Source organism: Caballeronia mineralivorans PML1(12) (assembly GCF_001028175.1).
GTDB classification, from domain to species: Bacteria; Pseudomonadota; Gammaproteobacteria; order Burkholderiales; family Burkholderiaceae; genus Caballeronia; species Caballeronia mineralivorans.
The window spans coordinates 73,491-96,703 of record NZ_AEJF01000010.1 but is presented as its reverse complement, the minus strand read 5'-3'; the positions used below and the strand labels follow the sequence as shown (position 1 = coordinate 96,703).

Sequence of the window (23,213 nt, the reverse complement as noted above, 5' to 3'; positions counted from 1 at the left end):
TGTGTGTGCAGGCGAGACCCGGTTCGTCATACTCGGCCGCCGCCGTCGATGGCGGACCGAGTGTTGGGGCGTACGACTTCGTTTCGTTCTGTGCGGTGGTTTTCCTGCCGAGGACTATCTGGCGTCGTGGAAGATGATGCCCAGTGTATGCCGTTGCCCACGATGCAGCTTGCTGACGCCATGGCGCAAGTTCGCGCGATAGAACCCACGCATGGAGCGCACGGGCCGATGGTTGACGGCGAAGACCGCCGCATCACCCTGCCGCAGCGGTACGACCTCGGCACGACCGGGTTTCTTCGGGTCACTCTCGGTTAGCAGCAGCTCACCACCTTCAAAATCACGCCCCGGTTCGTCGAGCAGGAACACAGCCTGGAACGGGAACACGTGTTCGCCGTACAGATCCTGGTGCAGGCAGCAATAATCGTTTGGCCGATAGCGCAAAAGTAGCGGCGTCGGCCGCTGCTGGCCAGCGCGATGGCAGACCTCGCGAAATTCGGAATGAGTGGCCGGAAAGCGTTCGTCAATGTGCATTGCGCTGTGCCATCGATTCGCGATGGGCGCCAAGTGCGGGTACAACGACTCTCGCAGTCGCCGCACCACGTCGGGCAGAGGATAGCCGAAATATTTATATTCGCCGCGTCCGAAAGCGTAGCGCTCCATCATGATGCGACTGCGGAAGCGCTCCTCCTGCGAGAAATAGCTCGCAACTTCCCGGCACTGACGAGGCGTAAGCAATGCGGGTAGCACAGCGTAGCCGTCGCGCGTGAGGGCATTCTCGAACGGGCTCCAGTCGGTCGCGGCGATCCTGGCCTCCAGCGAATCATGCGGCGTGCTCTCGTGAAGGTTGAAAGGCTCGGTCTGGGCGGGACATGCGGTTTGCGTGATCATGAACGTGTTCTTTCCCCGGTTTTTTCAGTTACTTGGACTGGCTGGCTTGCCTTCCAGGCGGCATATTTCTCCGGCAAGCAGACGGCGCACGGGCGGTAGCCGGCGGCGATGGCGGTGGCTTCATCGAGGAAGAACACGCGGTGCTTTATGTACCCGCCGCAGGCAATGGCATGCAGCGCGGCACGACAGTCGAGACGACCGTAGAGCTTGTTGCGCCGATGGCCGCCGAGGGTGCCCGGCATCAGACTCTGGTACGACTGGCCATTCCGTCCGATCAGCGTGAAGGTTCCAGATTGAGTCATCGTCGTCGCCCTCCCGTGACATCACTGCGTATCGTGGAACGACAACTCCACGCCGATGCGCTCGCCACCACGTACGCGGCTGATGGCATGCTTGAGATTCACTCTGTAAAAGCCTTTGGTTCCCTTGAACGGGCGCTGGGCCGTGCTGATGATGGCTGCGTCGCCGAGCTTGAGAGGTAGAACTATCGGGCGCGACTGCATGCGTGGGCGCTGCTCGGTCATCACGAACTCACCGCCCTGAAAGTCGCTGCCCGGTTCCGTCAGAAGTCCTACGATCTGCAGCGGGAACACGTGCTCGCCGTCATGGCGCTGATGCAAGGCCAGATAGTCATCCACACGTAGCCGGTTCAGATGGGACTGCGGTTCAGTCTGTCCCGCCTGCCGATTGAGTTCCAGAAACTCCTTCTGTTCCGGCGGGTAGCGGTAGCCGCTACCTAGGGTCTCGTTCCAGCGATTCGCGACAGGCGCCAAGTAGCGGTAGAACGTCGCGCGCCATGCCGACCACGGCGCCGGCAGGCCCGCATCGAAATAAAACAACTCACCTCGCCCGAGATCGGAGGAAGCCAGCGATACCCGACGAAGCGTTTTTAACATATCGGTGTGGCGTGCCAGGTCGCGTGCGTGCTCCGGGGCAAGGAGTCCTGGCAGTAGGGCATAGCCTTCGATGTCCAGTTGCGCGGTAATGTCCGGCCAATTCAGTTGGTCAATTGCGGTTGTAGAAGATCCCATGGGAAAAGTCCTGTTTAAGCCTCGGCTTCGCGCCGCAGCAGTTCGCGCTTGCGGTCGACGCCCCAGCGGTAGCCAGCAATATCGCCGTCGCGCCGTACGACGCGATGACAGGGAATGGCCACGGCGATGTGATTCGCGCTGCAGGCCTGCGCTACTGCGCGCACGGCCTTGGGCGCGCCGATGCGTTCGGCTATCTGTGTGTAGCTCGCGGTGGTGCCAGGCGAAATCTCGCGAAGCGCCTGCCACACGCGCTCCTGGAAGGCAGTGCCACGCACGTCCAAAGGCAAGTTCAGGCCCAGAGAGGGAACTTCGATGAACCCCACGACCTGGGCGATCAATTGCTCGAACTCCTCATCGCCACCGATGAGTTGGGCTTTGGGAAACTGGTCTTGCAGATTGCGCACCAACGCGTCCGGGTCATCGTCCAAGAGGATGGCGCAGATGCCTCGTTGGCTCTGTGCAACCAGAATGGCGCCAAGTGAGCATTGCCCCACGGCGAAGCGGATGACCGCCCCGGTACCTCCTGCCCGGTAATCGCGCGCACGCATGCCGAGCAACTGGTCGGAAGCTTCGTAAAACCGGCTGTTGGAATTGAAGCCGGCACCATAGATTGCATCGGTGACCGACGTGTTCGGAAAGACCAGTTCCGCCCGCAGCCTGCGTGCACGCGAGGCTGAAGCGTAGGCTTTTGGTGTCAAGCCGGTTTCGGCCTTGAACACCCGGTGAAAGTGAAAGGAGCTCATGCCGGCATGGGCGGCTAGATCGTCAAGGTTGAGTGCAGTCTCCGCGTCCTCGATGAGGCGGCAGGCCCGTGCCACGAGCGCAGTTCGTTCGGCTGCGGCACTGGTTTGGTCGCCTCGAGCACGGCGGCTCGCGCGATACCCCGCGGCTTCGGCCGCCCCGGAAGAATCGAAGAATTCCACGTTCTCACGTTTGGGGAGTCGTGCAGAGGCGCTGGGTCGGCAGTAGACGCCGGTAGTGCGCACCGCGTAGACGAAAACCCCGTCGGCGCGCGCGTCGCGCGCCTGCAGAGCTTGCCAGCGCTCGTCGTCTGTCACATAAGCTGAAATAGCTGGAGCGGTCGTGTTCATGGAAGTGTCCGGTTTCTCGGTTATGGCGTGAGAATAGGCCGGACTTTGTTCGCAAGAACTCCGATTCTTGCTCACCAATTCAGCGCGCAGGGATGCGCCACAAGTACCAGGCCGCCACGGTCCGCCACGGGCGCCAAGCTTCTCCGATCTCGCGCATTTGGCGGGGAGTGGGGGCTTTGTGCAGGCCTTTGAGGTGCCGGTAGCCCTCGCGTACGCCAAAGTCGTCGGCGGGCAGAATGTCGGAGCGCTGCAGCGTGTAAATGAGGAACATCTCGACGGTCCAGCGACCGACTCCGCGCAGGATCGTCAGGCGCTCGATGAGCGCCTCGTCAGACATGTTCAGCGCCTCGCCGCGGTTCGGTACGATGCCGTCGACGGTGGCTTGAGCAATGCCACGGATCGTGGCGAGCTTGGCAGCCGAGAAGCCGCAGACGCGTTGCAGCTCCGGGTCGGTGGCAAGCAGTTGCCCGGGCGAAGGGAAGGCCGCATCGGGATAAAGCGCCGACAGTCGCGTGAGAATAGCGTCACCGGCTTTCGCGTGCAGTTGCTGGTAGGCAATGGCACGCACCAGGGCTTCGTAGGGTTCGCGGGCAGGCTTGGCTTCATGTCGGCACGGGCCCACGGAAGCAATATGGCGGGTCCAATCAGCATCAAGGCCGGAGAGGAACCCCTCGGCCCGCCGATAGGCCCACGGCGACAGATCGGCGGCGATCGAGGTGGTCAAGATTCGAATCCAGGAAGAGTCGCAGTTTGCTGGGCGACGGGCCTGGGTGGGATCGCCTTCTCGTGTTCGAGCAGCCAGCGCTTTCGATGCAGGCCCCACGCATAGCCCTTGAGCGCGCCGTTGCTGGCGATCACGCGATGGCACGGCACGACGATGGCGATGGGGTTTGCACCATTGGCCGCGCCGATTTCAATGGCTGCGCGCGGGTCGTCGAAGCCCAGTTCCCTCGCGAGCTTGCCGTAGGTCGTGGTAGTGCCCGCCGGTATGCGGCGCAGCGCGGCCCAGACCTGGCGTTGCAGGTCGGAGCCTGCCGTGGCCGTCGGCAGGGCGTCGAGCGCATCCAGCTCGCCCGAGAAATAACGGGCGACGGCCTTTGCGATCTCGTCCGGTGCGGGGGCGTCGTTCAGTTCGACGCTTCCGTAGTGCTCGCGCAGGCCACGATGCAGGTGTGCCTTGTGATCTGCGAAATCGAGCGCACGGATGTGCTGCTGCGCATCGATGACGAGCAGGATGTCGCCGAGCGGCGACGCCAGGCGGCTTAGGAATAGTTGCATGATGTGATCCTCATTTCCTGAGGTGAGTGTCTATGGGTCTTCCTCACCCTTCACCGGATTCGGGTGATACCCAGCTCGCCGAAAAGGTACGATTCACCGCTATTCATGTGTAGTTCGGCATGTCCGGCATCGTTGATCCACCAACGAGCGGCGCCGTTGTCTACCAGCGACTGGCAGTAAGCCTCGACCCGGCACCGCACCTCGGGAAAGTCATTCATCGGACTGGCGGACATCCAGTTCACGGACATGTCCGGCTCCGGGCTCGCAAGTGGCGCAGCCTGCTTCGGTTCACCAACCCGCTCTTCCGGGAACAACGGTTGGGCGTCGGATACTTCGATTCTGGGAAAAAGCGCAACGGTGGCAGCGGTCATGACTGACTCTTAAGGACAATTTTTTGGAGTCCGGTCACTTTACTTCAGCGATCGAGAGAGAAAACTCCGTCTCTTGCTTTGTAATTCCACCCGCTACGACACAACCCCGGTCGAGGGACAACTGAGAGAAAGCCTTCCTGTCGCGCCCCGAACAAAGATTGTCGACGCGTTGATGCGAACCAGCACATGTGCATTCAACTCGCCCTGCGAAATGTGAAGTTGATGCGCTGGCTTCCGAGCAGGGAATGAGGCGCGTCCTTGAGCGGCATCACGCCGTGATAGCGCAGTCGGTCCTCACCGCCCCAAACTGCCACGTCGCCGTGGTGCAGCGGAACCCTGTCCGCCCTGTCCGAGCGCGCATCACCACCGAACAGAAAAGTGGCCGGCATGCCCAACGACACCGAAACAATCGGTGCATCCAAGTCGCGTTCGTTCCGGTCCTGGTGCAGCGATAGTCGGGAACCAGGCAGGTAGCGATTGACGAGGCAGGCGTCTGGGTCAAAATCTCTGAAGCCGGCAGCCGCCGCGGCTTCGCGCGCCAGTGCGGCAAACACATCCGGCATGGCCGGCCAAGGCTTGCCGCTGTCCGGGTCAAGAGCAGTGTAGCGATAGCCATGTCTGTCGGTGGTCCATCCCAGCGGACCGCAGTTGGTCAGCGCGACCGACATGGTGAAGCCACCCGGCGTCACCATGTTGCGAAACGGCGAACATGCCTCGATGTCCGCGAGAGCGGGGATCAGATCGTCCACATAAGGCAGCGCGAACCCGCGTAGTACAAAGGCGCACGGTCCGATCGACTCGCGCTGGTCCGAAGTTGGACTCTGAAAAAGATCGAGCGTTGTCATGGCAGTATTAGCCCCTAGCGTGAGTCGTGGAAAATTAGGCCGACGGTGTGACGAGTTCCGCTCCGGACGAGACTGACGCCATGCCGCATTGCCACTTTCCGCGTGCCGGCGCGTTTGCTCGCTGCCGGTCTCTGGTTGACGGCGAACACTACCGCGTCGCCCTGAATCAATGCGACGACACCAGCACGCTGGCCGTTCGGCGCGCTCTCCGTCATGACGAACTCTCCGCCCGTGAAGTCCTTGCCGGGTTCGGACAGCAGGATCGCCACCTGCAGCGGAAAAACATGCTTGCCATAGAGATCCTGATGCAGGCAGTTGTAGTCTCCGGGACCGTATTCGAGGATCAGCGGCGTCGGCCTCGTCTGGCCGGCCCGATGACATCGGGCAAGAAAAGGATCGAGTTCGTCCGGGTACTGCACTTCGATACCAAGTTGCCGATTCCAGCGATTGGCGATCGGCGCTAAGTGCGGGTAAAGCGTATGCCTCAGTTGCTCGAGCAGCCACGGCAGCGGATAGGCGAAATACTTGTATTCGCCACGTCCAAATCCGTGACGGGCCATTACGATCTGGGCTCGGTAGCCTTCCTCTTCGGCGTAGCGCGTCGCGATTTCTCCGCATTGCTTCGCATTTAGCAGGCCGGACAAGACGGCATTTCCGAGAGCATCGAGCGATTGTTCGATGCCCACCCAGTCGAAGGCCGCCGCCTTTGACTCTTCAGCGTTCCTCGCTCCAGCTTTCATTGCCCGCACTCCTCCACGAGCAATGCGCGCTTGCGATCGACGCCCCAGCGATAGCCTGAAATCGTGCCATCGCTGCGTACGACGCGGTGGCAGGGAATGGCAATCGCAAGCACGTTGGCGGCGCACGCACTGGCTACAGCTCGAACGGCCTCCGGCACCCCGAGATGCTGTGCAATCTCGCTATAGCTGCGCATCTGTCCGGCCGGAATGCCACACAATGCCTGCCAGACTTCCTGCTGGAAGGGGGTGCCGCCGATGTCCAGATTGATGACGCCCTCGGCAATATCCTTGTCGATGAAAGCGACGACCTGGCCCAGTTCGCCCAGCAGCGACTGCCGATCCGCTGTCAGTTCAACATCGGGAAAGGCGACCGCGAGCTGGTCGTACAGCTCCTGCGCGTTCTCGCCGAGGAATATGGCGCAGATGCCTTGTCGGCTCCTGCCAATCAAAACCATACCGCGGACCGTTTGTCCGACGGCATATCGGATTGGGCCTTCGACTTGGCGGCCAGGTGCGCGAAAGTTGTATTTGAACGGGGCGACGGGACGGGTTTTCATGATGTGTCACTCGGTAGTTGAAGGAGTGGTGACAGTCTAGAAATCTTCTTGTCCGTTGAAACTCCGCTCCTTGCGGTTGAATTTCCCTTTGAGCGATATGGCTTACCAGCCTGGATATCTTGCAACGAGGCTGAGCCACAGCGAGAGACATCCAGCGTCACGCATGTACTGCATCGCTTCACCTGCTCGCCAGGTACAGGGGACGCGGCGCAGCCATGTCGAATCGGGACCCGACTGATATAACCAGATGATCGTGGCTGCCATCATCTGCTGTTCTGGAGCCATACCTCGGAATTCCGCCCGCCATCGCGCCATCTCCTCTGGATGATGTTCACCCGTTCGTTCGTTGTAGGCAGCCGGGCAGATGCTTCGGTGGAATTCGCCTTCCTGGCTGGGACAGAACAGCTTGGCCAATTGAAGTTGCCGAATGACCTGCTGCAGGGCGTTGTTGAAGCTCGCAGGACTTCGGCTACCCAATTCCGCGGGCACGCCAAGTGCCTCCAGCTCCGTCGCTTCGTCATCGTCGAGGTCAAGCAGATGCTGCACTAGGCGATCCAGTCGCGTGTCGTTGGAGGGCGTCGATATATGGGCCTGCCGATGCAGCGCCTCGTTGATCGCCGCAGCACCGTTGATGAAGGATTGTTCGGCTGTAGCAGCGCAGGGGTATTTCAACATGAGAGACGTTCTCCGGAAAGCGTCGAAAGTAATATCTTTTGATAGGTAGGTCTCTCCGGTTCTTGCGGTATTCAACTCGACGTCAGTCTTTTGAAGTCACGAGTTCAACTACCCGTATGCAGATGAGACGGCCCAAGGCATGGCGCTTATAGCTTACTGAAGCGCCGGACGCATAGAACCAACCATACTTGTTGCAGCAAGTCCTTCTGCTCTGTTTCTTGCTCCCCGGTTCCGGATGAGCGGCGTGAAACGGATTGTCTGAATCGCACCGCAAGAAACGGGTAGTAGTAGGGAGGCGCGATGGATATTGTTCGTTCCAGGCGAAGCAAACCCGCTTCGCTGCCAATCAAGCTCAGTAAGGAGTCGAACATGTCAAAGGAAGAGGACAACAAGGCGGTCGTAGGTCGCTGGTTCACCAGTTTCTGGGGCGAGAAATGTGACCTCAGCATTATCGACGAGATCGCTGCGCCGGACATGCTGTTGAAATACTCGCTGCATGAGCCTCGTCGTGGTCGTGACGACATCAAAGCGTTCATGACCGCTTTCCGCGAAGCCTTTCCGGACCTCAATTTCTGGGGCGTCACGGACCTCATCGCTGAAGGCGATTACGTCGTTGGCCAATGGGAAGGTGGTGGTACGCATACGGGCCCGGCTTTTAGCGACTTTCTTGCAGGGTCTCTGCCGGCGGCAACTGGCCGCAAGATGCACTTCACCGGCACCACCGTGCTTCGTTTGAAGGAGGGCAAAATCGTCGAAGAGCTCGGTCTTGACGACGGTGTGTCGGCCCTCACGCAACTGGGGCTGATCAAGACGGTATGAGCCCCGGCTGTCGGTCATCGTCGGTGTGGACCCGTCGGCGCGGCGAGTGATCGGGAGCGCAGACCGGCGAGAGTCAGTCTGCGTTGTCCGGTCAGTCGACTCTTCACCCGCACAGCACGGGTCTGGCGCATCGGTCACGAATCATCACTCTCCTCGAAAATTGCCGCAAGGAACGGAGTGCTTCGGCGCTCACGTTCTCCAACCTCGTCAGCCTTCATTAGCCAATTGGGGTTCGTAATATGCGCATTGAGAATCGTCGCGCCCGCGATGAGCCGAATCTGGCTGCTAGCTTTAAAACCGCTGTTATGAGCGTCTCTGGCGCAGTGGTAAGTGTGTGCATCAAATACGCGATGTACGACCGAACCTTTCGGCTCTCTCACTGGTCAACAAAGCAGATCCTCGCGCTCTACAAGTGCCTCGAATATTACAGCGGCGTCCATTACTACGGCTCCGATGTACAGCGCATATCGGACGATCCTAGTCTTTCCGATCTACTGCCAGCCCGGCATCCGGTTCACACAATGGTCAACGAAAGACCGGATCTGACACAGGAAGACTATTCGGAGGCGAACAAAGAATTTTCCGTGAAGTCATTTATATTCGCTGATCACGGTGAAACATGCCGTATTTCTTGCGCTTTCAGCGACCACTTCCATCGCGCCGAGGTGCTACCCGCATATATCGCGATGAACCTGTACGGTTCTCTTAAAGCGGGCATCGATCTGTCGGGTCTCGTCACTGTGGAAGCGGGCGGCTCGGCTTGAGCTCTCGATTAGTCAAGCCCGAACGCGACATCATCAAGATGCACTGCCGCTCTGGCGGTCCGACATTATTCGGTGGTTGGATCGTCAAGGATGGGTTCAGCTCCCTCGCCCTTCTGGATCGACGCAGGTTGGTGGCTGACGTTCGCGGAAGGCATCTGAGGCTGGGCTTCGCGTTGAAGCAGGGCGAGAAGCTCCGGGCGTAATCCGTCCCCTCGATGCGCAACCAAGGCGTGAAAAGAAAGCAATGGCAACATGGTGGACTCCTGTTAATTATATTTACCGTCGTTGATCTTGATCTGTAGCGACTCGCTTGTCGCTTGACGGGATGCGTCCTCTGCAGAGACTTCAACCTATCGCCGCGCGCAGCTAAAAAAACTCCGTTTCTTGCGGTTCAATCTCGCCGTGCGTTGGACCGCGTCGTAATCGAACAGATCGTCCGTTTTAAACGCGAAGGCAGTTGTACTGGCAGCGGACCTTTGTGCGAGTAGCTGGCTCACCTTGCGGAATTGCAGCGCAAGAAACGGATTGTTGCGTCGACTCGCCGGCTCTACCGTACGGATGCAGCTCGGCCAGCTATCGCTCTCGGGCATGTAACGACTGCGCGAAGGTCTCTGGCGCACTTTCATTTTTCCGAAGAGGCAGACTCTCATGACCCACGATGCGCACCCGATGACTGACAACGCCGAGTACCTCGCTCTCGGGCGTGGCGCTTTTATCTTGCGCGGATTCGCGCTACGCTATGGGGACGAACTCCCGCGCCGCGTAACCGAGCTTCAAAAATCGCCACAGGATCGTCGCTCTGTGACGCCGAGTGGACTGAGCATGTCCAGCGAATCAACGACATGTTTTAGTCTCGGCTGGACGACGATCGCGCGAAGCCAAGACCGTCTTCCGACGGACCCGCCGTGCGCTGCAATGCCCGATGTATTGAGGAATTTGGGGCGGGACGCTGCCGCTACTGTCGGCTTCAATGATTTCGCCCCCGACGTCAGCCTGGTAAGCCGAGTTCCAGGTGCGCGCGTCTCTTTGCATCAGGAGATGAGCTGACCAAAAGGAGGCGCGCCAATCGTTGCTTTTACATTGGGAATGGCCAGCGCCGTCCTTTTTAAAAACCACGAATCCCTCGACACGCGCAGAATTACGCTTTGGCACGGAGACGTTCTCGTGTGGGATCAGCAGGCTCGTGACCCGTTTGGCATCGCTTGACTAAGTTCACTTTCGACGTTAGCCCCATCGCATCCGACGGCGCCTGTGATGAGGGCAAATGGGAGCTGCGACGACATTCCAAGTGCGGCAGTTCGAAATCGAAGCGCCAATGACCGCTTGTCGCTTACAACCGGCCATCCCGCGATTTGTGACGCTTGTCTATAAAGGGTCGAAGAACTGAGTCGACCGCATCAGGCAGAGGTCGGCAATTCCAGTCGCTCAGACAAATCGGTTTGGCATATGCGACAGGGGTGTCCCTGACACGCTAGCACGCCGCACTATCGTTCGATATCGGTGGGTGTTGCCTCACATCGCCCGCCAAAACACAGGTCCCAACTGGCGGAAATTTGTTCGGCCTCCGGCCGGCGTCTATGCTTAAACGGCGCATTCGCACACTATGACCCAGGAGGCGTGTCATGAAATCCGCGCTATGTGTCGCCGTCGTCAGCATGCTTTTCGGAGTCCAGCTGGCGCACGCCGCCTGCTCGCACGACGCCATCTTTCTCACGCTCGGTGATCAGATTCGCGGTTACTCCGCGCGCGCCAACGGAGCGACCGAACCCTGCCAGGTGCTGCAAGGGCCGCTCACTACCCTGATGACGGCCGGGGCGACGGTGATCGACAGGAAGGACGCCTTTCACGTTGCGCAGTTTGGCAATGACACCGTCGACATCTTTCCGCGGAAAGCGGAGGGCAATCAGGCGCCTGGTCGCTCGTTCATGCCGGGGATGACAAATGACCTGCCCGGCATCGCGGTGGACTCTCGCCTCAACGACTTCGTCCTGAGCGTTCGTCCCTCGACTGCGGGCGTGATGGTCGTTCCCGCCAATAGCTCCGGGCCGATACCCAATCCGGTCCGCATTACCGATCCAAATATCACCCAATACCAGAGCATCGCGATCGACGGCGACGACAATCTGCTGATCGCGGGTTATGACATACAGGGAACGGCGATCATCGACACGTTCGGCACGAGCCGAAGCGTGACCGCGCCACCGCTTCTGCGCAGCCTCACAGGTCCTAAAACCGACCTGTTTCCGGGCCGCGATGTTTTTTTCTCACAGATCGCCACGTCGATCGCTGTCGATCCTCGTACGGACGAATTATTCGTCTACAACACGACTGCGGATGCGAGCCAGACCCAGGTGAGCATTTTCGCCGCCAAGGCGAATGGCAACGTGCAACCGATACGGACAATCAGCGGTCCAGCCACGGGAATCATCGGCCAACGCTTGCTTCCGCCGGGTAACAGGATCGCCGTCTCGCCGGATGGACGGCTCTTCGTTGCCGAGCCGAACCTTCGCATTCTCGCGTTCGCGCCGGGAGCAAGGGGCAATGTGGCGCCGTCTCAAGTCATCGAGGACTCCACGCCCGGTCCAGCCAACCCCGGAGGGATCGCCTTCCGGTCGGGGCGAGGCGGGCAACAGGATGAAAACGAATGTTCGATGAAAACTGAAGAAGCCGATAGAAAATAATCTGGTCGGACTTGTACCTCTAGCGTCGAACGGTCGCTTTGGTTAAATCTGAAGATCTGTTTACAGGGTCGATCAGCGACAGTCGCGGACGGCCGAGTCCTCGCAGGAAGTGTCGGCCGCCCGGATTTTTTCACGAATTGTGTCAGTAGTTTTTCACTTACCTGGCACATATTGAACTACGAGCGCCCGGACTCATAGTGTCCGGGGCATGTCCACATCCTGCGCAGGCAGGACGTTACCGGAGCACGTACCCTTCGGGCGCGTTGACGTTCGCCTTCATCACGCCGGCATTCTGCGACACCACATACACCGGCGCCTCGGTCAGCGTGAGCGCAACTCGCCCGTTTGCATAAGGCAGCGTGGAAGGATTGCCCATCATGTCGAGGACGGTGACCGTTCCAGACGTTCCCGCCGCATCCACCTGCAACGTGTACCGCACGCCATGCGTCGCGCTGAATCCCGATGCCCCAGGCCATACCGCATTCTCATGCGTCCACAGCGCTGTGACGACCTTGCCGCCGTTCAGCCGCTGGAACGCATAGGCATAGACGCCGGCTGGCGTGCTCTTGAGGGGTCCAAGCGTATTGGTGCCGTCGATAATGCGCGTCATTGCCGCCACGCCCATGGCCGCGGGCTTCGGGCTGATCTGCGTCTGGCCGAAACCGCCTTCCTTGTTGAGGAGATCGAAGAAGATGCCATAACCCACTTCGGGCGGATCGGTCGCGTAGAAGATATAGCTCATGTCCGCACCCTCGCCGAGCAGGATCAGATGCAGCCGTGAGACCAACGCGCCTTGCGCATACAGCACGTTCGCCGACGGCGTCGAGGGTCCGTATTTCGTGCCGATGTCATAGCTGATCCCCGACTCCGTAATGAACAGTTTCGCGCCAGGCTTAAGCATCTGCGTCATGGTGTGGCGCAGCGCACGCATCATCGCGGGCAAGCTTTGTGCGGCCTTCTGCGGATCGCTGTTACCCGCCATGCGCTCCGGCGGATGCGATGGCGATGTTCCCACGTCGTAGTAGCCATGTGCGCTCACGCCGTCGAGATACTTGGCAATGCCGAGCGGCGCGAGCCGGTTCAGCCACTCGGTGTTTTTCCCCAGCGACGACAACGTCACCCCCATCAGCACCGCATGAGGATCGGTGGCGTGGATCGCTTCGTAAGTAGCCTTGTACATAGCGACGAGATTGGCGTCCGTATCGCGCCACGGCAGGCCGCCTTCATAGTCGGGCTCCCAGCTCACCTGATAGTAGTTATTCGATTGCTGCGCAAAGACGCTCGAGCGCACGCGATTCGATTCCTCGCCAACACGCTTCATATAGGCGCTGTAATCGCTAAGCGAGGCGGGCGCATAACTATGCGTGTCCTTGCCCGTGTGGTTCGCCCAACCGGGAATGCCATCGAGCTGGATCAGCCGCAGCAGATCGCCGGGCTTGAAGAAGGGCGCGAGGTGATCGCCGGCGGGATCGAACGTGTTCGGCGCTTTCGGCTCGGTGATGTACCAGTTGCGGTTGTCGTTGACCCAGCTCAGGCCGAGATCGGTATAGAGCGGGCGGTACCCATCGCCGGAACAGCACGTCTGACCAGGTCGCAGATACGCCGCGCCCTGACCACCGAAGCGATGCAGATCGAGGTTCTTATACGTGACGGCCGGCAGCACCGTGGCGAGCTCAGGCAGCACGCCGAACGTGGCGATGCCCGCCGGCCGCGTGCCGCGCGACGGCAGCGCGGCAGGGGCCGCATTGGCGCCTTCGAGCTGAGCCGCGACCGAAAAATAACCGGCGGCCTGCGACGTGCACTTGATAGTCGATGTATGCGCGCCGGGCGTCACGGCAAGACGGCCGCTCGCTTTCACTGTGTTCCAGGCGTCCTGTATCCGCCACGTGAGTGTGCCTGCCGACTTGGCACGCGTGGTCAGCGCGAGTTCGAACGGTTTATGAAGCGCGAACATGCGTGTGCCGTCGCTGCCGGGCGTGTCGGCTTCGACCGTATCGCCGGCAGCCGGGGCATCGACCGGGGCGGCAGCGGGGCTGCATTGCATCGCGAGCGGGGTGGATGGCGGCGGTGCGCTGGCGACGAACCGGGCCGCGGCGCTCTCTGCCACGGCTTCGACCCAGCAGCGCTTTGACTCACCCGGCGCGGGGTCGTCGAACACGCCGTTATCGCAACCCGTGCCGCCGGTGAAGGTCTTGATGACATGCTTGTCCGGCGTGCCGTAGAGCACCTTTTTCGCGCCGTCGAAGGAACAACGCTCGTATTCCGCCGCGCAAGGTGTCCACGCAGCGCCGTCGATCTTGACGGAATCCTCAGACGTTACCGGTGTTTCCTGAGCCGCCGCGGTTTCGCCCCGGCAAGCGCACACGGTCGCGACGACGGCGAAGACCAGCGCGATCCTGGCGCATTGGGCCAATACGCGCTGCGGACGCGGTGTCGCGCACGCGGAAAATCCTGCTGTCAATGACTTTTCCATTACACCCCGGGGTCGAGAGCCGGGTGGTTCGAGTCCGCAGCGACGGCGTTTTCCACCGAGGAAAGAGGTACTCACCACCTTTGTGCTACCTGAATGAAACGTTTTCTGATGCGCCGCCTCGCAGTGCCCAACCGCGCGGTAAACCTCCATAAGTTTCTATCTCGCGATGCAACATCCGGCACCGTTTTAAGGTGCCGCGAGCAGGCGCACGGCGATCGGCGCGTTGATTGATACCGCTTCCGATTGCGCAGAGGATAGGCGAGGCGCAACGAACGCGCCAGTCGCCGCGATGAACGTTGTCGGATGCTGACTGCATCGGGTCATCGGCGCTTATATGGGTGGCGGCATAGCGCGACTTTCTGGCTGATCCGGCGTTGTCCGGCGCTCCGTCGCGAGATGAACCCTTGGCGTAACTAATCTGTATCAAAACGCGCGACAGGTGCGCCCGGACCGTTTGCCGTGGCGTATGTGATCGATCCAACATAGCTCCGCGCGCGAATGTTTGTAGACAACTGGTATGCGAGTGGTTGCGTCGGCTCGTCATCAACCGCCAGTCCAGCGGATTTTTTTGCCTACCTTCGCGGCCGCTTGCGCTTGTCCGATCCTCATTCGAGGACCGTCCAAGGCCCCGCCAAATCGGGACTTAACGCCGGTGACCGCCTCACAAAATCATTTTCATCAGAGTTTTAAAGCTCTTTTATCAGATGAATTAATTTTGTTTCCATTGTGAAACATCATCTGCATTGATATTGGAAAACATTGAAAGTATGTGCGGCACCGCACGTTTCCAGATTATGTTGTTAATCGCTCGTAAGCTTTAAAGGCGTCATTTAACGCTTGTATTTCAATTGGAAGTGGTTTTTCAAAGCCGTCCGCGAGCTGTTAAATCGAGAAGTTCTCGTGAAGCGTGTTTTTAATCGCGTTAACTCATGTTTCACGCACGCAACGTTTACCGCTTCCCGGCGCTCCAGCCGTGGTGCCGCCGGACCCGGGAACGCTTGGGAAGCCTTGCCGCACGGGGCTTTATAAACGCCGGAGAAGGTTGATTTGTATGACGTTCAGGGCTTCCGGCAGCCCTGTCCGATATGTGCGGTCGAATTGGACTGGCATTCGTCTTGCAATGTGCCGTTTGAAATAAAAATCCCGGACATGGAGTTTTTTACCAGTTTAACGAACGGACGTATTGAAAATTACCGAATGATCGGCACCGCACGCATTGAAAGGATTTGAATGGCGATGTCTGAAGTTTTCCGCCAACATCTCGCTACTTTCAGTCACGACAACCTAATCAAACTTGAGGGTGTCTATGATGCACCGCAATGAGAACCCATTATCCAATCATGTTGGATTCAACAAGTTCGCAGGGGAACGCCATGCCGTACGCCAGTCTTGAACCCGCCGTTATGGGATGGCTACAGCCGGCCCCCCGCAGCACCCAGGCGGAAGTCCGCCGCATCGCGATCCTGCTGTTCGACGGCTTCTCGCTGCTGGGCGCGGGAATCGTCGCGGAGGTCTTCCATGTCGCGAACGAACTGGCGGTCCTGAAGGCACGCAACGACTGGACCTACGACGTGCGTTTCCTGTCCGTCGAAGGCGGCAACGTGGCGTGTTCGTCCTCGGTGCGCGTGTGGACCGACGGCCTCGATGCGCGCCACTACGGCGGCTTCGACGCATTGTTCGTGGCGGGCGGCAAGGGCGCGGACGGTGCGGCCGGTGACGAACGTATTGTGGAATGGCTGCGTCGCGTGCACTCCAAGACCACGGTGGTCAAGTCGATCGCGGAAGGGCGCAAGGTGCTCGATGCTGCCGGCATCGGCCACGCGGCCGAGTCGCAAATCCGCATCGGCCATTCGATGATGCACGCCGTGCGCGAAGAGCAGGCAAGCGAGGCGGGCGACCGCTACGAGTCCATGAAGGGCGCGTTGCTGATGATCAAGCGCGACCTCGGTGTGGACGTGGCGCGCGGAGTCGCGGAACGTCTCATGCCCGGTTCGGCGTCAAAGCTCGTACCGCTGCTCGGCGACAGTGGCACCGCATCCGCCGGCGACAAGATCCGCACTGCGGCGCGCTGGCTCCAGGACAACTGCGAGCGGCCGATCTCGGTCGTGGATGCCGCGCAAGTGGCGGCCATGAGCGAACGCAACTTCTTGCGCCGCTTCAAGATCGAGATGGGCATCACGCCTTCGGACTATCTGCTGCAAGCGCGCCTTGCTGTCACCTGCACGTTGCTCACCGATTCTGAACTGCCGGTCGACAAGATCGCGCGCCGCAGCGGCATGGGTAACGGCGACCGTCTTGCCAAGATCTTCCGCAAGCGTCTTCTTATTTCGCCAACCGAATACCGGATGCAAAGCCGCCGCGACGCCGGCGTCTGATTGAGGGTGAGTCCAGGTTTTTTTGACCGTAGTCACGGAGCGTTGAAACGTAAGCGGTTCGAATGAACCGGGGTTGGCGATCGGTGCAAATGGCGCGCGTAGCTCCGCCCGGGAAACGGGTTAAAGAATATAGGAATACTAAAATGGACAGCAAGATCAGGCAGGGAATCGAGGAAACCGCTGAGACGATGGTTGCTCCAGGAGTGGCTACGGAGTGCCGGCGTCTTGTGCAGGTGATCCTCGCGGGCGGTTCGGGCACGCGTCTGTGGCCGGTGTCACGTGAACAGTTTCCGAAACAGCTGATTGGCGTGATCGGAACCGAGTCGTTGTTGCAGGCAACCGTGCTGCGCATGAAGAACTTTCCGGCAGCGTGGGACGTCGCTGCCGAGCCGGTGATCGTGTGCGGTGAAGAACATCGCTTTGCGACCAGCGAGCAGGCCCGCGAAAGCGGCGTGACGGCGCGCATCGTGGTCGAGCCGGCTCGCCGCGATACCGCCCCCGCCCTGACGCTTGCCGCACTGACCGCCTGCGCCGGCGGCCAGGACGCCATCCTCGTGGCCATGCCGGCAGATCACGCTATCGCCGATCTTGCCGCGCTGCACGCATCGATTGAAATTGCCGCGCGTTTTGCGCAGGCCGGCGACATCGCCACGCTCGGCATTCCGCCCACGCGTCCCGACACCGGCTTCGGCTACATCCGCCTGGGCGACGAACTGCAGGACGGTGCGCATCGCATCGATCGCTTCGTCGAAAAGCCCGCGGCAGAACTTGCGGCGCAATACGTTGCAGCCGGCAATTACTGGTGGAACAGCGGCATCTTCGTGGTGCGTGCATCGGTATGGCTTGCCGTACTCGAACAGCTCCAGCCGGAGATGCACGCGGCATGTGTCTTGTCGTACGAACAATTGAATAAAGCAGACGGATACTTGCGTCCATGCGCTGCGGAGTTCGCGAAGTCACCGTCCGATTCGATCGACTACGCGGTGATGGAGCATCTCGGCAAGCCCGGATCGCCGTTCAAGGGCGTGGTTGTGCCGCTCGAAGCGGGCTGGTCCGATCTTGGTTCGTGGGACGCCGTGTGGGATGCGATGGAGAAGGACGAATCCGGCAACGTGGCAAGCGGCCGTGTGCTGTTCGAAGGGTCGACCGCCACTTATGCGCGCTCGGAAGGCGGCAGGCTCGTGGCGTGTGTGGGCACGACGAACCTGATCGTCGTCGAGACCGACGACGCGGTGCTGGTGGCCGATCGTTCGCGTGTGCAGGACATCAAGGGACTGGTGTCGCGCATCAAGCTGGAAAAGTCGCCGGAAGCCGACACGCATAGAAAGGTTCGCCGTCCTTGGGGTTTCTACGATTCCATCGATCACGGCGAGCGGTTCCAGGTGAAACGCATCGTGGTGAATCCGGGTGCGCGCCTGTCGCTGCAAATGCATCACCACCGCGCGGAGCACTGGGTCGTCGTGAGCGGCACAGCGCTTGTCACACGCGGCGAAGAAGAGTTTCTGCTAAGCGAAAACGAATCGACCTACATCCCGCTCGGCGTGCGTCACCGCCTTGAGAATCCCGGTCGCGTGCCGCTCGAAATCATCGAAGTGCAGTCTGGGACCTACCTCGGCGAAGACGACATCGTCAGATTCGACGACAAGTATGGCCGGTGTAGTTAAACAACCGTCAAGCAAAAAAGTGAGCGGTTCGGGGAGAATAAAAATGCGCGGAATAACAGACCTGCTGGCGCGAGTGTTCGATGTCACCATGATCGTGGCGGGTGCGATCGTGGCGTCGCAAATTCGTTTCGACGACATCTCGCAACGGAGCTTCTATCTGGCGTTCGTGGCTTTCGCAGCGGCGTTTTCGCTTGCTGTGTTTCCCGCGTTCGGCGTGTATCAGTCGTGGCGCGGCCGCTCCAAGGGTGCACTCGCGGGGCAGGTCGCGCTGAGCTGGCTCGTCGTGCAGGCATGCGCGATGGTGCTGATGTTCTCCCTGCACCGTATCGACTTCGTCTCGCGCCTCTGGTTCGTGTACTGGACCGGCATGGCGGGCGCTGCGATGATCGCCGGCCGCCTGGTTACGCATAGCGTGCTGGGGCGGGTCCGCCATGCAGGCCTGAATTTGCAGCAGGTCGCAGTAGCCGGTTGCGGAGAACATTGCGACGAGATCGTTCGCAAGATCGACACGGCGCCGGCCGCGGGCTTCCGTGCGACGGCTGCGTACAACGTGCAGGCCGGCACCAAGATGAATACGCGGGTGCCGGTGTTCGAAGATCATGAAGCCTTCGCCAATTACGTCCGCACGCAGCACGTCGGTGAAGTCTGGCTCGCGCTGCCGCTGACCGAAGAACGCACGATCCTCAAGCTCGTCGACGAGTTTCGCAACGACCTGATCAACATCCGTTTCATGCCCGACGTGCGCACGCTCGCGCTCTTCGAAGGCAGCGTGACGAACCTGCTCGGCGTGCCGACCATCAACCTGGCAGCGTCGCCGTTGCCGCCGAACGCGATGATGCAGAAGGAGATCTTCGATCGCTTCTTCGCGCTGGGTGCCTTGCTCGCGGTCTCGCCGATCCTGCTTGCCTGCGCGATTGCGGTGAAGCTCAGCTCGCGTGGCCCGGTGTTCTTCAAGCAACGCCGCAAAGGCGCGGATGGCCGTGTCTTCACTATCTACAAGTTCCGCACCATGCGCCTGCATGCGCAAAAAGCGGGCGTGCTCGAACAGGCGAAGCGGGGCGACCCGCGCATCACGCGTGTAGGCGGTTTCCTGCGCCGCACGAGCCTTGACGAACTGCCGCAATTCTTCAACGTGCTGCGCGGCGACATGTCGGTGGTCGGACCGCGCCCGCATGCACTCGAGCACGACGATCTTTATCAGAAGGTTGTATCGGGCTACATCCACCGCTACCGGATCAAACCCGGCATTACCGGGTGGGCTCAGGTGAACGGCTTTCGCGGCGAAACCGATCGCATCGAAAAAATGGAGGGACGCGTCGCACACGATTTGTATTACCTCGGAAACTGGTCGTTCGGACTTGATATGAAAATCATTTTCGCGACGATCTTCAAGGGTTTGCGCCATACCAACGCTTATTGAAGCAGGGGACGACAACATGAACAGCCAAAAACTATCCGGTGCCGCGGTGCCGAACAAAAACAGCCATGCCGTGCCTGGAACGCGTGTGGCTCTTTCCCTGGCGATCGCCGCCATGCTTTCCGCCTGTGCGCTTGCGCCGGGCCAGCACATGATCACGCCGGCTGCGTTGCCGGTCACAACGTCCGATAACGGCGATGTGACGAGCGACATGCAGATCCCGATCAAGCAGATCGACCTGACGCTGATCCGCCAGATCCGCGCGGATCAGAAGAACAGCGCGATGGCCCAGAACCAGCTCAACCTGTTTGCGAAGCCGACGGGCTACAAGCTCGGTTCGGGCGACGTGCTGCAGATCGTGGTTTGGGATCACCCGGAACTCGCGGCAGCGCTCGGCCAGCCGGCACAGAACACGAAGGCCAGCGACGCGGCGCCGGGCTTTGTCGTCGACAGCGACGGCAACATCCAGTTCCCGTACGTGACCCATCCGATCCACGCAACCGGCAAGACCGCGGAGCAGATCCAGCGCGAGATCTATACGGACCTGAGCAAGGTGTTCGTCAAGCCGCAAGTGACGGTTCGCGTGGCGTCGTTCCGTGCGTCTCAGGTGTATGTGGACGGCGACGTGCGTGCTCCGGGTGCGCAGACGATCAACGACATTCCCATGACGCTGACTGAAGCCGTCAGCCGCGCGGGCGGTTTTGCACCGACCGCGGATCAAAGCCGCGTGACGATCACGCGCAACGGCACGGCTTACCCCGTGAACGTCGCGCAGATGATGAAGCAGGGCAAGAACCCCGCCGACATCATGCTGCAGCCGGGCGACATGCTGCATGTGGATGCACGCGACGACAACACCGTCTACGTGATGGGCGAAGTGACCAAACCCACCGCCGTGTCGCCGTTGCGCGACGGCACGCTCACGCTGGGCGAAGCCATCGTGCAGGCAGGCCAGATAAACCAGGAAACCTCCAATGCGTCGCAGCTTTTCGTGGTCCGCCAGGCAACCAGCGACTCGCCGGTGATCTATCGCCTCGATGCGCGCTCGCCGGTTTCCATGTTGCTTGCGAACCAGTTTCCGCTGGAATCGAAGGACGTTGTCTATGTCGACAACAGCGGTCTCGTTCGTGCCAACCGTGTGTTGAACCTGTTGTTGCCGGCTATTAACGCGGGCCTGACCGCCGCGATCGTAACCAAGTAGTCCTGGAGCTGCGTCCGGTGCCGAACGTCATGAAGATCACGAATGTGACGAAGTTGACATCAGGTGCCGGCCCGTTTCGATTGATCGTTTGAGTGAGCGACAAAAAATGGCCATCAATTTTGAAAACCGCTATGCGGATGTGGTGTCGACAGGGGACGAGCTACGCTTGTCCGACTACCTGGCGGCCATCTTGGGGAGCTGGCGGATCATCGTTATGGTGACTCTGGCGGTGGTCGTGCTCGGCACGGCCTACGCTTTCCTCGCGCCGCCGGTTTATCGCGCCGATGCGATGATCCAGGTGACCGAAAGCAATCCGGCGAACAACGCCAATAACAACAACGCGAACGCCGTGCAGACCGTTTCGCAGATGTTCGACGCGAAGTCGACGACCGCTGCTGAGATCGAGTTGCTGCGTTCGCGCCTCGTGGTCGAGGACACGGTCAACAGGCTGCATCTGGATATCGCGGCCCGGCCGCGGTACTTCCCGATCGTGGGCGGCATGATCAGCGACATCCTGGGCACGCGCAACGGCCAGGCACCGGTGAGCTGGCTGTCGGGTTTCGCCTGGGGCAACGAAAGTATCTCCGTGCCGAAGTTCGACACGCCGAAGGAAGCCTACGACAAGACCTACATCCTGACCGCGGGCGAAAACGGCAGCTACGTCCTGAGCGATCCGGACGGCATTGCAATTCTCAACGGCAAGGTCGGCCAGGAAGCAAGCGGGACGAGCACGCTCGGTCCGGTCACGCTGCTGGTCGAGAACATGGTCGGTGAGCAGGGTGCGAAGTTCGAACTGTCGCGTGCGTCTACGCTCGGTACCGTCGATGCGTTGCAGAAGCGCCTGACGGTGGCTGAAACCACGCTGCAGTCCGGGATCATCGCGCTGAGCCTCGAAGGTCACGACAGCAAGCTGACGTCGCAGATCGTGAACAACATTGCGCGCCGCTTCATTCAACAGGATCTCGATACGCGTTCGGCGGAAGCCGGCAAGACGCTCGCGTTCCTCGAACAGCAGTTGCCGGAAGTCCGCGCGCAACTCGACCAGGCCGAGCAGAAGTACAACAGCTTCCGTAACAAGCAAGGCACGGTCGACCTGAGCGAAGAAAGCCGCCTGTTGCTGCAGCAAGTCGTCGACAACAAGTCGAAGCTGATGGACCTGCAACAGCAACGCGCCGAACTCTCGCAGCGTTTCACCGCGAACCATCCGTCGGTGGCCGCGCTCGACGCGCAGATCGGTGCATTGCAGGCCGCGCAAGGTTCGCTGACCAAGAATGTGTCGGTGCTGCCGGATACCGAGCAGACCGCGCTGCGCCTGCTGCGCGACGTGCGGGTGGACACGGAGCTCTATACGAACCTGCTTAACAGCGCGCAGCAATTGCGCGTGGCGAAGGCGGGCCAGGTAGGCAACGTGCGGGTGGTCGACTTCGCTGAGGCGGCTGACGATCCCGTGCGTCCGAAGCGCCTGCTCGTGATCCTGATCAGCCTGGGAACGGGTCTGGTGCTGGGCATTATCGTGGCGTTCATTCGCAAGGCATTGTATGGCGGCGTGGAGCGTCCGGAAGAAATCGAAAACCGTCTGGGTGTGCGTGTGTTCGCCATCGTGCCGCGCAGCAGCCAGCAACTGCGGCTGCAGCAGAAGGTCGGTTCGCGCAGCCAGGGTCTTCACGTCCTCGCCGCGACCTCGCCGGAAGACGCGGCAGTGGAAGGGATTCGCGGCCTGCGTACTTCGCTGCAACTGCAGATGGCCGATGCACGCAACAACGTGGTCATGCTGACGGGCTCGCGTCCGGACGCAGGCAAGTCGTTCCTCTCGGTCAACCTCGCGACCCTGGTGGCATCGACGAGAAAACGCGTTCTGCTGATCGACGGCGACATGCGCCGCGGCGATGTCCACTCGCACTTCGGCGTGCGTCATATGCCGGGCCTGTCCGACGTGTTGATGGGCTCGGATATCGAATCGGCGGTGCTGCATGACGTGCTGCCGGGCGTCGACCTGCTGACCAAGGGGTCGCTGCCGTCGCATCCGTCGGAACTGCTGATGAGCGATCGCATGCATGAAGTGCTGGAAGTGCTCAAGCACAAGTACGACCTCGTCATCATCGATACGCCGCCGGTGCTCGCGGTCACCGACGCAACCGTGATCGGCAAGCATGCCGGCACGAGCCTGCTGGTGGTGCGCCACGGCCGCAACCAGGTGGAAGAGATCGGCGAAACGATGAAGCGGCTGCACCACGGTGGCGTGAACATGAAGGGCGTGCTGCTGACCGATGTACCGCAGTCGAAACTGATGTCGGGCAGTTCATACACGAATTACTACGGCTACGAGAGCATCCCTGAGTGATG

At 60.5% G+C, this 23,213-nt stretch carries 21 protein-coding genes; 8 read left to right on the top strand and 13 right to left on the bottom strand.

What is annotated here, in order from left to right; all coding sequences use genetic code 11:
- Window positions 1-114: 114 nt before the first annotated feature.
- The 11 genes from EOS_RS02150 to EOS_RS43395 all read right to left on the bottom strand — a co-directional run bounded on the left by EOS_RS02150 (window position 115) and on the right by EOS_RS43395 (window position 7,476).
- Complete coding sequence (locus tag EOS_RS02150; RefSeq protein WP_063177453.1) at window positions 115-888, bottom strand: 2OG-Fe(II) oxygenase; 774 nt, start codon at window positions 886-888, stop codon at window positions 115-117.
- A complete protein-coding gene (locus EOS_RS02145) occupies window positions 885-1,190 on the bottom strand; it encodes an Ada metal-binding domain-containing protein (protein ID WP_047844944.1) in 306 nt (101 codons plus the stop codon). The genes EOS_RS02150 and EOS_RS02145 overlap by 4 nt, the downstream gene beginning before the upstream one ends.
- 21 nt (window positions 1,191-1,211) lie before the next feature.
- Complete coding sequence (locus EOS_RS02140; RefSeq protein ID WP_047844943.1) at window positions 1,212-1,919, bottom strand: 2OG-Fe(II) oxygenase; 708 nt, start codon at window positions 1,917-1,919, stop codon at window positions 1,212-1,214.
- Window positions 1,920-1,933: 14 nt separating this feature from the next.
- A complete protein-coding gene (gene ada, locus EOS_RS02135) occupies window positions 1,934-3,010 on the bottom strand; it encodes a bifunctional DNA-binding transcriptional regulator/O6-methylguanine-DNA methyltransferase Ada (protein ID WP_047844942.1) in 1,077 nt (358 codons plus the stop codon).
- A gap of 79 nt (window positions 3,011-3,089) precedes the next feature.
- A complete protein-coding gene (locus tag EOS_RS02130) occupies window positions 3,090-3,734 on the bottom strand; it encodes a DNA-3-methyladenine glycosylase family protein (RefSeq protein WP_047844941.1) in 645 nt (214 codons plus the stop codon).
- A complete protein-coding gene (locus EOS_RS02125; protein WP_047844940.1) occupies window positions 3,731-4,288 on the bottom strand; it encodes a methylated-DNA--[protein]-cysteine S-methyltransferase in 558 nt (185 codons plus the stop codon). The genes EOS_RS02130 and EOS_RS02125 overlap by 4 nt, the downstream gene beginning before the upstream one ends.
- Window positions 4,289-4,338: 50 nt before the next feature.
- Window positions 4,339-4,659, bottom strand: a complete 321-nt coding sequence (locus tag EOS_RS47870; RefSeq protein WP_235442673.1) for a hypothetical protein — start codon at window positions 4,657-4,659, stop codon at window positions 4,339-4,341.
- A gap of 194 nt (window positions 4,660-4,853) precedes the next feature.
- Window positions 4,854-5,504 (bottom strand): DNA oxidative demethylase AlkB, encoded by a 651-nt coding sequence (gene alkB, locus EOS_RS02115; protein ID WP_047844939.1) that lies wholly within the window; start codon window positions 5,502-5,504, stop codon window positions 4,854-4,856.
- 14 nt (window positions 5,505-5,518) lie between these two features.
- Window positions 5,519-6,244 (bottom strand): 2OG-Fe(II) oxygenase, encoded by a 726-nt coding sequence (locus EOS_RS02110; RefSeq protein WP_047844938.1) that lies wholly within the window; start codon window positions 6,242-6,244, stop codon window positions 5,519-5,521.
- Window positions 6,241-6,801 (bottom strand): methylated-DNA--[protein]-cysteine S-methyltransferase, encoded by a 561-nt coding sequence (locus EOS_RS02105; protein ID WP_063177452.1) that lies wholly within the window; start codon window positions 6,799-6,801, stop codon window positions 6,241-6,243. Before EOS_RS02105 ends, EOS_RS02110 begins: the two co-directional genes overlap by 4 nt.
- Window positions 6,802-6,903: 102 nt before the next feature.
- Entirely contained in the window at window positions 6,904-7,476 is a 573-nt protein-coding gene (locus EOS_RS43395) for a hypothetical protein (protein ID WP_053063724.1), read from the bottom strand.
- Between the two features lie 369 nt (window positions 7,477-7,845).
- On the opposite strand from EOS_RS43395, the gene EOS_RS02095 reads away from it, so the two are divergent.
- Together EOS_RS02095 and EOS_RS02090 are read left to right on the top strand one after the other, a co-directional pair.
- Window positions 7,846-8,295, top strand: a complete 450-nt coding sequence (locus EOS_RS02095; protein ID WP_047844937.1) for an ester cyclase — start codon at window positions 7,846-7,848, stop codon at window positions 8,293-8,295.
- 239 nt (window positions 8,296-8,534) lie between these two features.
- Window positions 8,535-9,059 carry a hypothetical protein gene (locus tag EOS_RS02090; RefSeq protein ID WP_152693062.1) on the top strand — a complete coding sequence of 175 codons (525 nt, stop codon included), beginning with the start codon at window positions 8,535-8,537 and terminating at the stop codon, window positions 9,057-9,059.
- A 65-nt stretch (window positions 9,060-9,124) separates the two neighbouring features.
- Here the strand turns inward: EOS_RS02090 and EOS_RS02085 are convergent, their stop codons facing one another.
- Window positions 9,125-9,313, bottom strand: a complete 189-nt coding sequence (locus EOS_RS02085) for a hypothetical protein (protein ID WP_047844935.1) — start codon at window positions 9,311-9,313, stop codon at window positions 9,125-9,127.
- Between the two features lie 1,368 nt (window positions 9,314-10,681).
- Here EOS_RS02085 and EOS_RS02070 point away from each other — a divergent pair.
- Window positions 10,682-11,740 carry an NHL repeat-containing protein gene (locus EOS_RS02070; RefSeq protein WP_047844933.1) on the top strand — a complete coding sequence of 353 codons (1,059 nt, stop codon included), beginning with the start codon at window positions 10,682-10,684 and terminating at the stop codon, window positions 11,738-11,740.
- Window positions 11,741-11,975: 235 nt separating this feature from the next.
- Here EOS_RS02070 and EOS_RS02065 read toward each other — a convergent pair whose 3' ends face one another.
- A complete protein-coding gene (locus tag EOS_RS02065) occupies window positions 11,976-14,201 on the bottom strand; it encodes a hypothetical protein (protein ID WP_235442672.1) in 2,226 nt (741 codons plus the stop codon).
- 1,385 nt (window positions 14,202-15,586) lie between these two features.
- Between EOS_RS02065 and EOS_RS02060 the strand changes: the two genes are divergently transcribed.
- From EOS_RS02060 to EOS_RS02040, 5 genes are all read left to right on the top strand, one after another.
- Window positions 15,587-16,588, top strand: a complete 1,002-nt coding sequence (locus tag EOS_RS02060) for a GlxA family transcriptional regulator (protein ID WP_047844966.1) — start codon at window positions 15,587-15,589, stop codon at window positions 16,586-16,588.
- 188 nt (window positions 16,589-16,776) lie between these two features.
- A complete protein-coding gene (locus EOS_RS02055; protein WP_047844965.1) occupies window positions 16,777-18,252 on the top strand; it encodes a mannose-1-phosphate guanylyltransferase/mannose-6-phosphate isomerase in 1,476 nt (491 codons plus the stop codon).
- A gap of 43 nt (window positions 18,253-18,295) precedes the next feature.
- Window positions 18,296-19,672 (top strand): undecaprenyl-phosphate glucose phosphotransferase, encoded by a 1,377-nt coding sequence (locus EOS_RS02050; protein WP_047844932.1) that lies wholly within the window; start codon window positions 18,296-18,298, stop codon window positions 19,670-19,672.
- Between the two features lie 16 nt (window positions 19,673-19,688).
- The gene (locus EOS_RS02045) at window positions 19,689-20,870 is read left to right on the top strand and encodes a polysaccharide biosynthesis/export family protein (protein WP_082163186.1); all 1,182 of its coding nucleotides are present in this window, start codon (window positions 19,689-19,691) and stop codon (window positions 20,868-20,870) included.
- A 106-nt stretch (window positions 20,871-20,976) separates the two neighbouring features.
- The gene (locus EOS_RS02040; RefSeq protein WP_047844931.1) at window positions 20,977-23,211 is read left to right on the top strand and encodes a polysaccharide biosynthesis tyrosine autokinase; all 2,235 of its coding nucleotides are present in this window, start codon (window positions 20,977-20,979) and stop codon (window positions 23,209-23,211) included.
- Window positions 23,212-23,213: the final 2 nt, after the last annotated feature.

Coding starts and splice junctions, on each gene's coding strand:
- alkB (WP_047844939.1), bottom strand. CDS start 5,504: ATGACAACGCTCGATCTTTTTCAGAGTCCAACTTCGGACCAGCGCGAG.
- EOS_RS02145 (WP_047844944.1), bottom strand. CDS start 1,190: ATGACTCAATCTGGAACCTTCACGCTGATCGGACGGAATGGCCAGTCG.
- EOS_RS02110 (WP_047844938.1), bottom strand. CDS start 6,244: ATGAAAGCTGGAGCGAGGAACGCTGAAGAGTCAAAGGCGGCGGCCTTC.
- EOS_RS02045 (WP_082163186.1), top strand. CDS start 19,689: ATGAACAGCCAAAAACTATCCGGTGCCGCGGTGCCGAACAAAAACAGC.
- EOS_RS02055 (WP_047844965.1), top strand. CDS start 16,777: ATGGTTGCTCCAGGAGTGGCTACGGAGTGCCGGCGTCTTGTGCAGGTG.
- EOS_RS02140 (WP_047844943.1), bottom strand. CDS start 1,919: ATGGGATCTTCTACAACCGCAATTGACCAACTGAATTGGCCGGACATT.
- EOS_RS02040 (WP_047844931.1), top strand. CDS start 20,977: ATGGCCATCAATTTTGAAAACCGCTATGCGGATGTGGTGTCGACAGGG.
- EOS_RS47870 (WP_235442673.1), bottom strand. CDS start 4,659: ATGACCGCTGCCACCGTTGCGCTTTTTCCCAGAATCGAAGTATCCGAC.
- EOS_RS02090 (WP_152693062.1), top strand. CDS start 8,535: ATGCGCATTGAGAATCGTCGCGCCCGCGATGAGCCGAATCTGGCTGCT.
- EOS_RS43395 (WP_053063724.1), bottom strand. CDS start 7,476: ATGTTGAAATACCCCTGCGCTGCTACAGCCGAACAATCCTTCATCAAC.
- EOS_RS02085 (WP_047844935.1), bottom strand. CDS start 9,313: ATGTTGCCATTGCTTTCTTTTCACGCCTTGGTTGCGCATCGAGGGGAC.
- EOS_RS02105 (WP_063177452.1), bottom strand. CDS start 6,801: ATGAAAACCCGTCCCGTCGCCCCGTTCAAATACAACTTTCGCGCACCT.
- EOS_RS02050 (WP_047844932.1), top strand. CDS start 18,296: ATGCGCGGAATAACAGACCTGCTGGCGCGAGTGTTCGATGTCACCATG.
- EOS_RS02150 (WP_063177453.1), bottom strand. CDS start 888: ATGATCACGCAAACCGCATGTCCCGCCCAGACCGAGCCTTTCAACCTT.
- EOS_RS02125 (WP_047844940.1), bottom strand. CDS start 4,288: ATGCAACTATTCCTAAGCCGCCTGGCGTCGCCGCTCGGCGACATCCTG.
- EOS_RS02095 (WP_047844937.1), top strand. CDS start 7,846: ATGTCAAAGGAAGAGGACAACAAGGCGGTCGTAGGTCGCTGGTTCACC.
- ada (WP_047844942.1), bottom strand. CDS start 3,010: ATGAACACGACCGCTCCAGCTATTTCAGCTTATGTGACAGACGACGAG.
- EOS_RS02070 (WP_047844933.1), top strand. CDS start 10,682: ATGAAATCCGCGCTATGTGTCGCCGTCGTCAGCATGCTTTTCGGAGTC.
- EOS_RS02060 (WP_047844966.1), top strand. CDS start 15,587: ATGCCGTACGCCAGTCTTGAACCCGCCGTTATGGGATGGCTACAGCCG.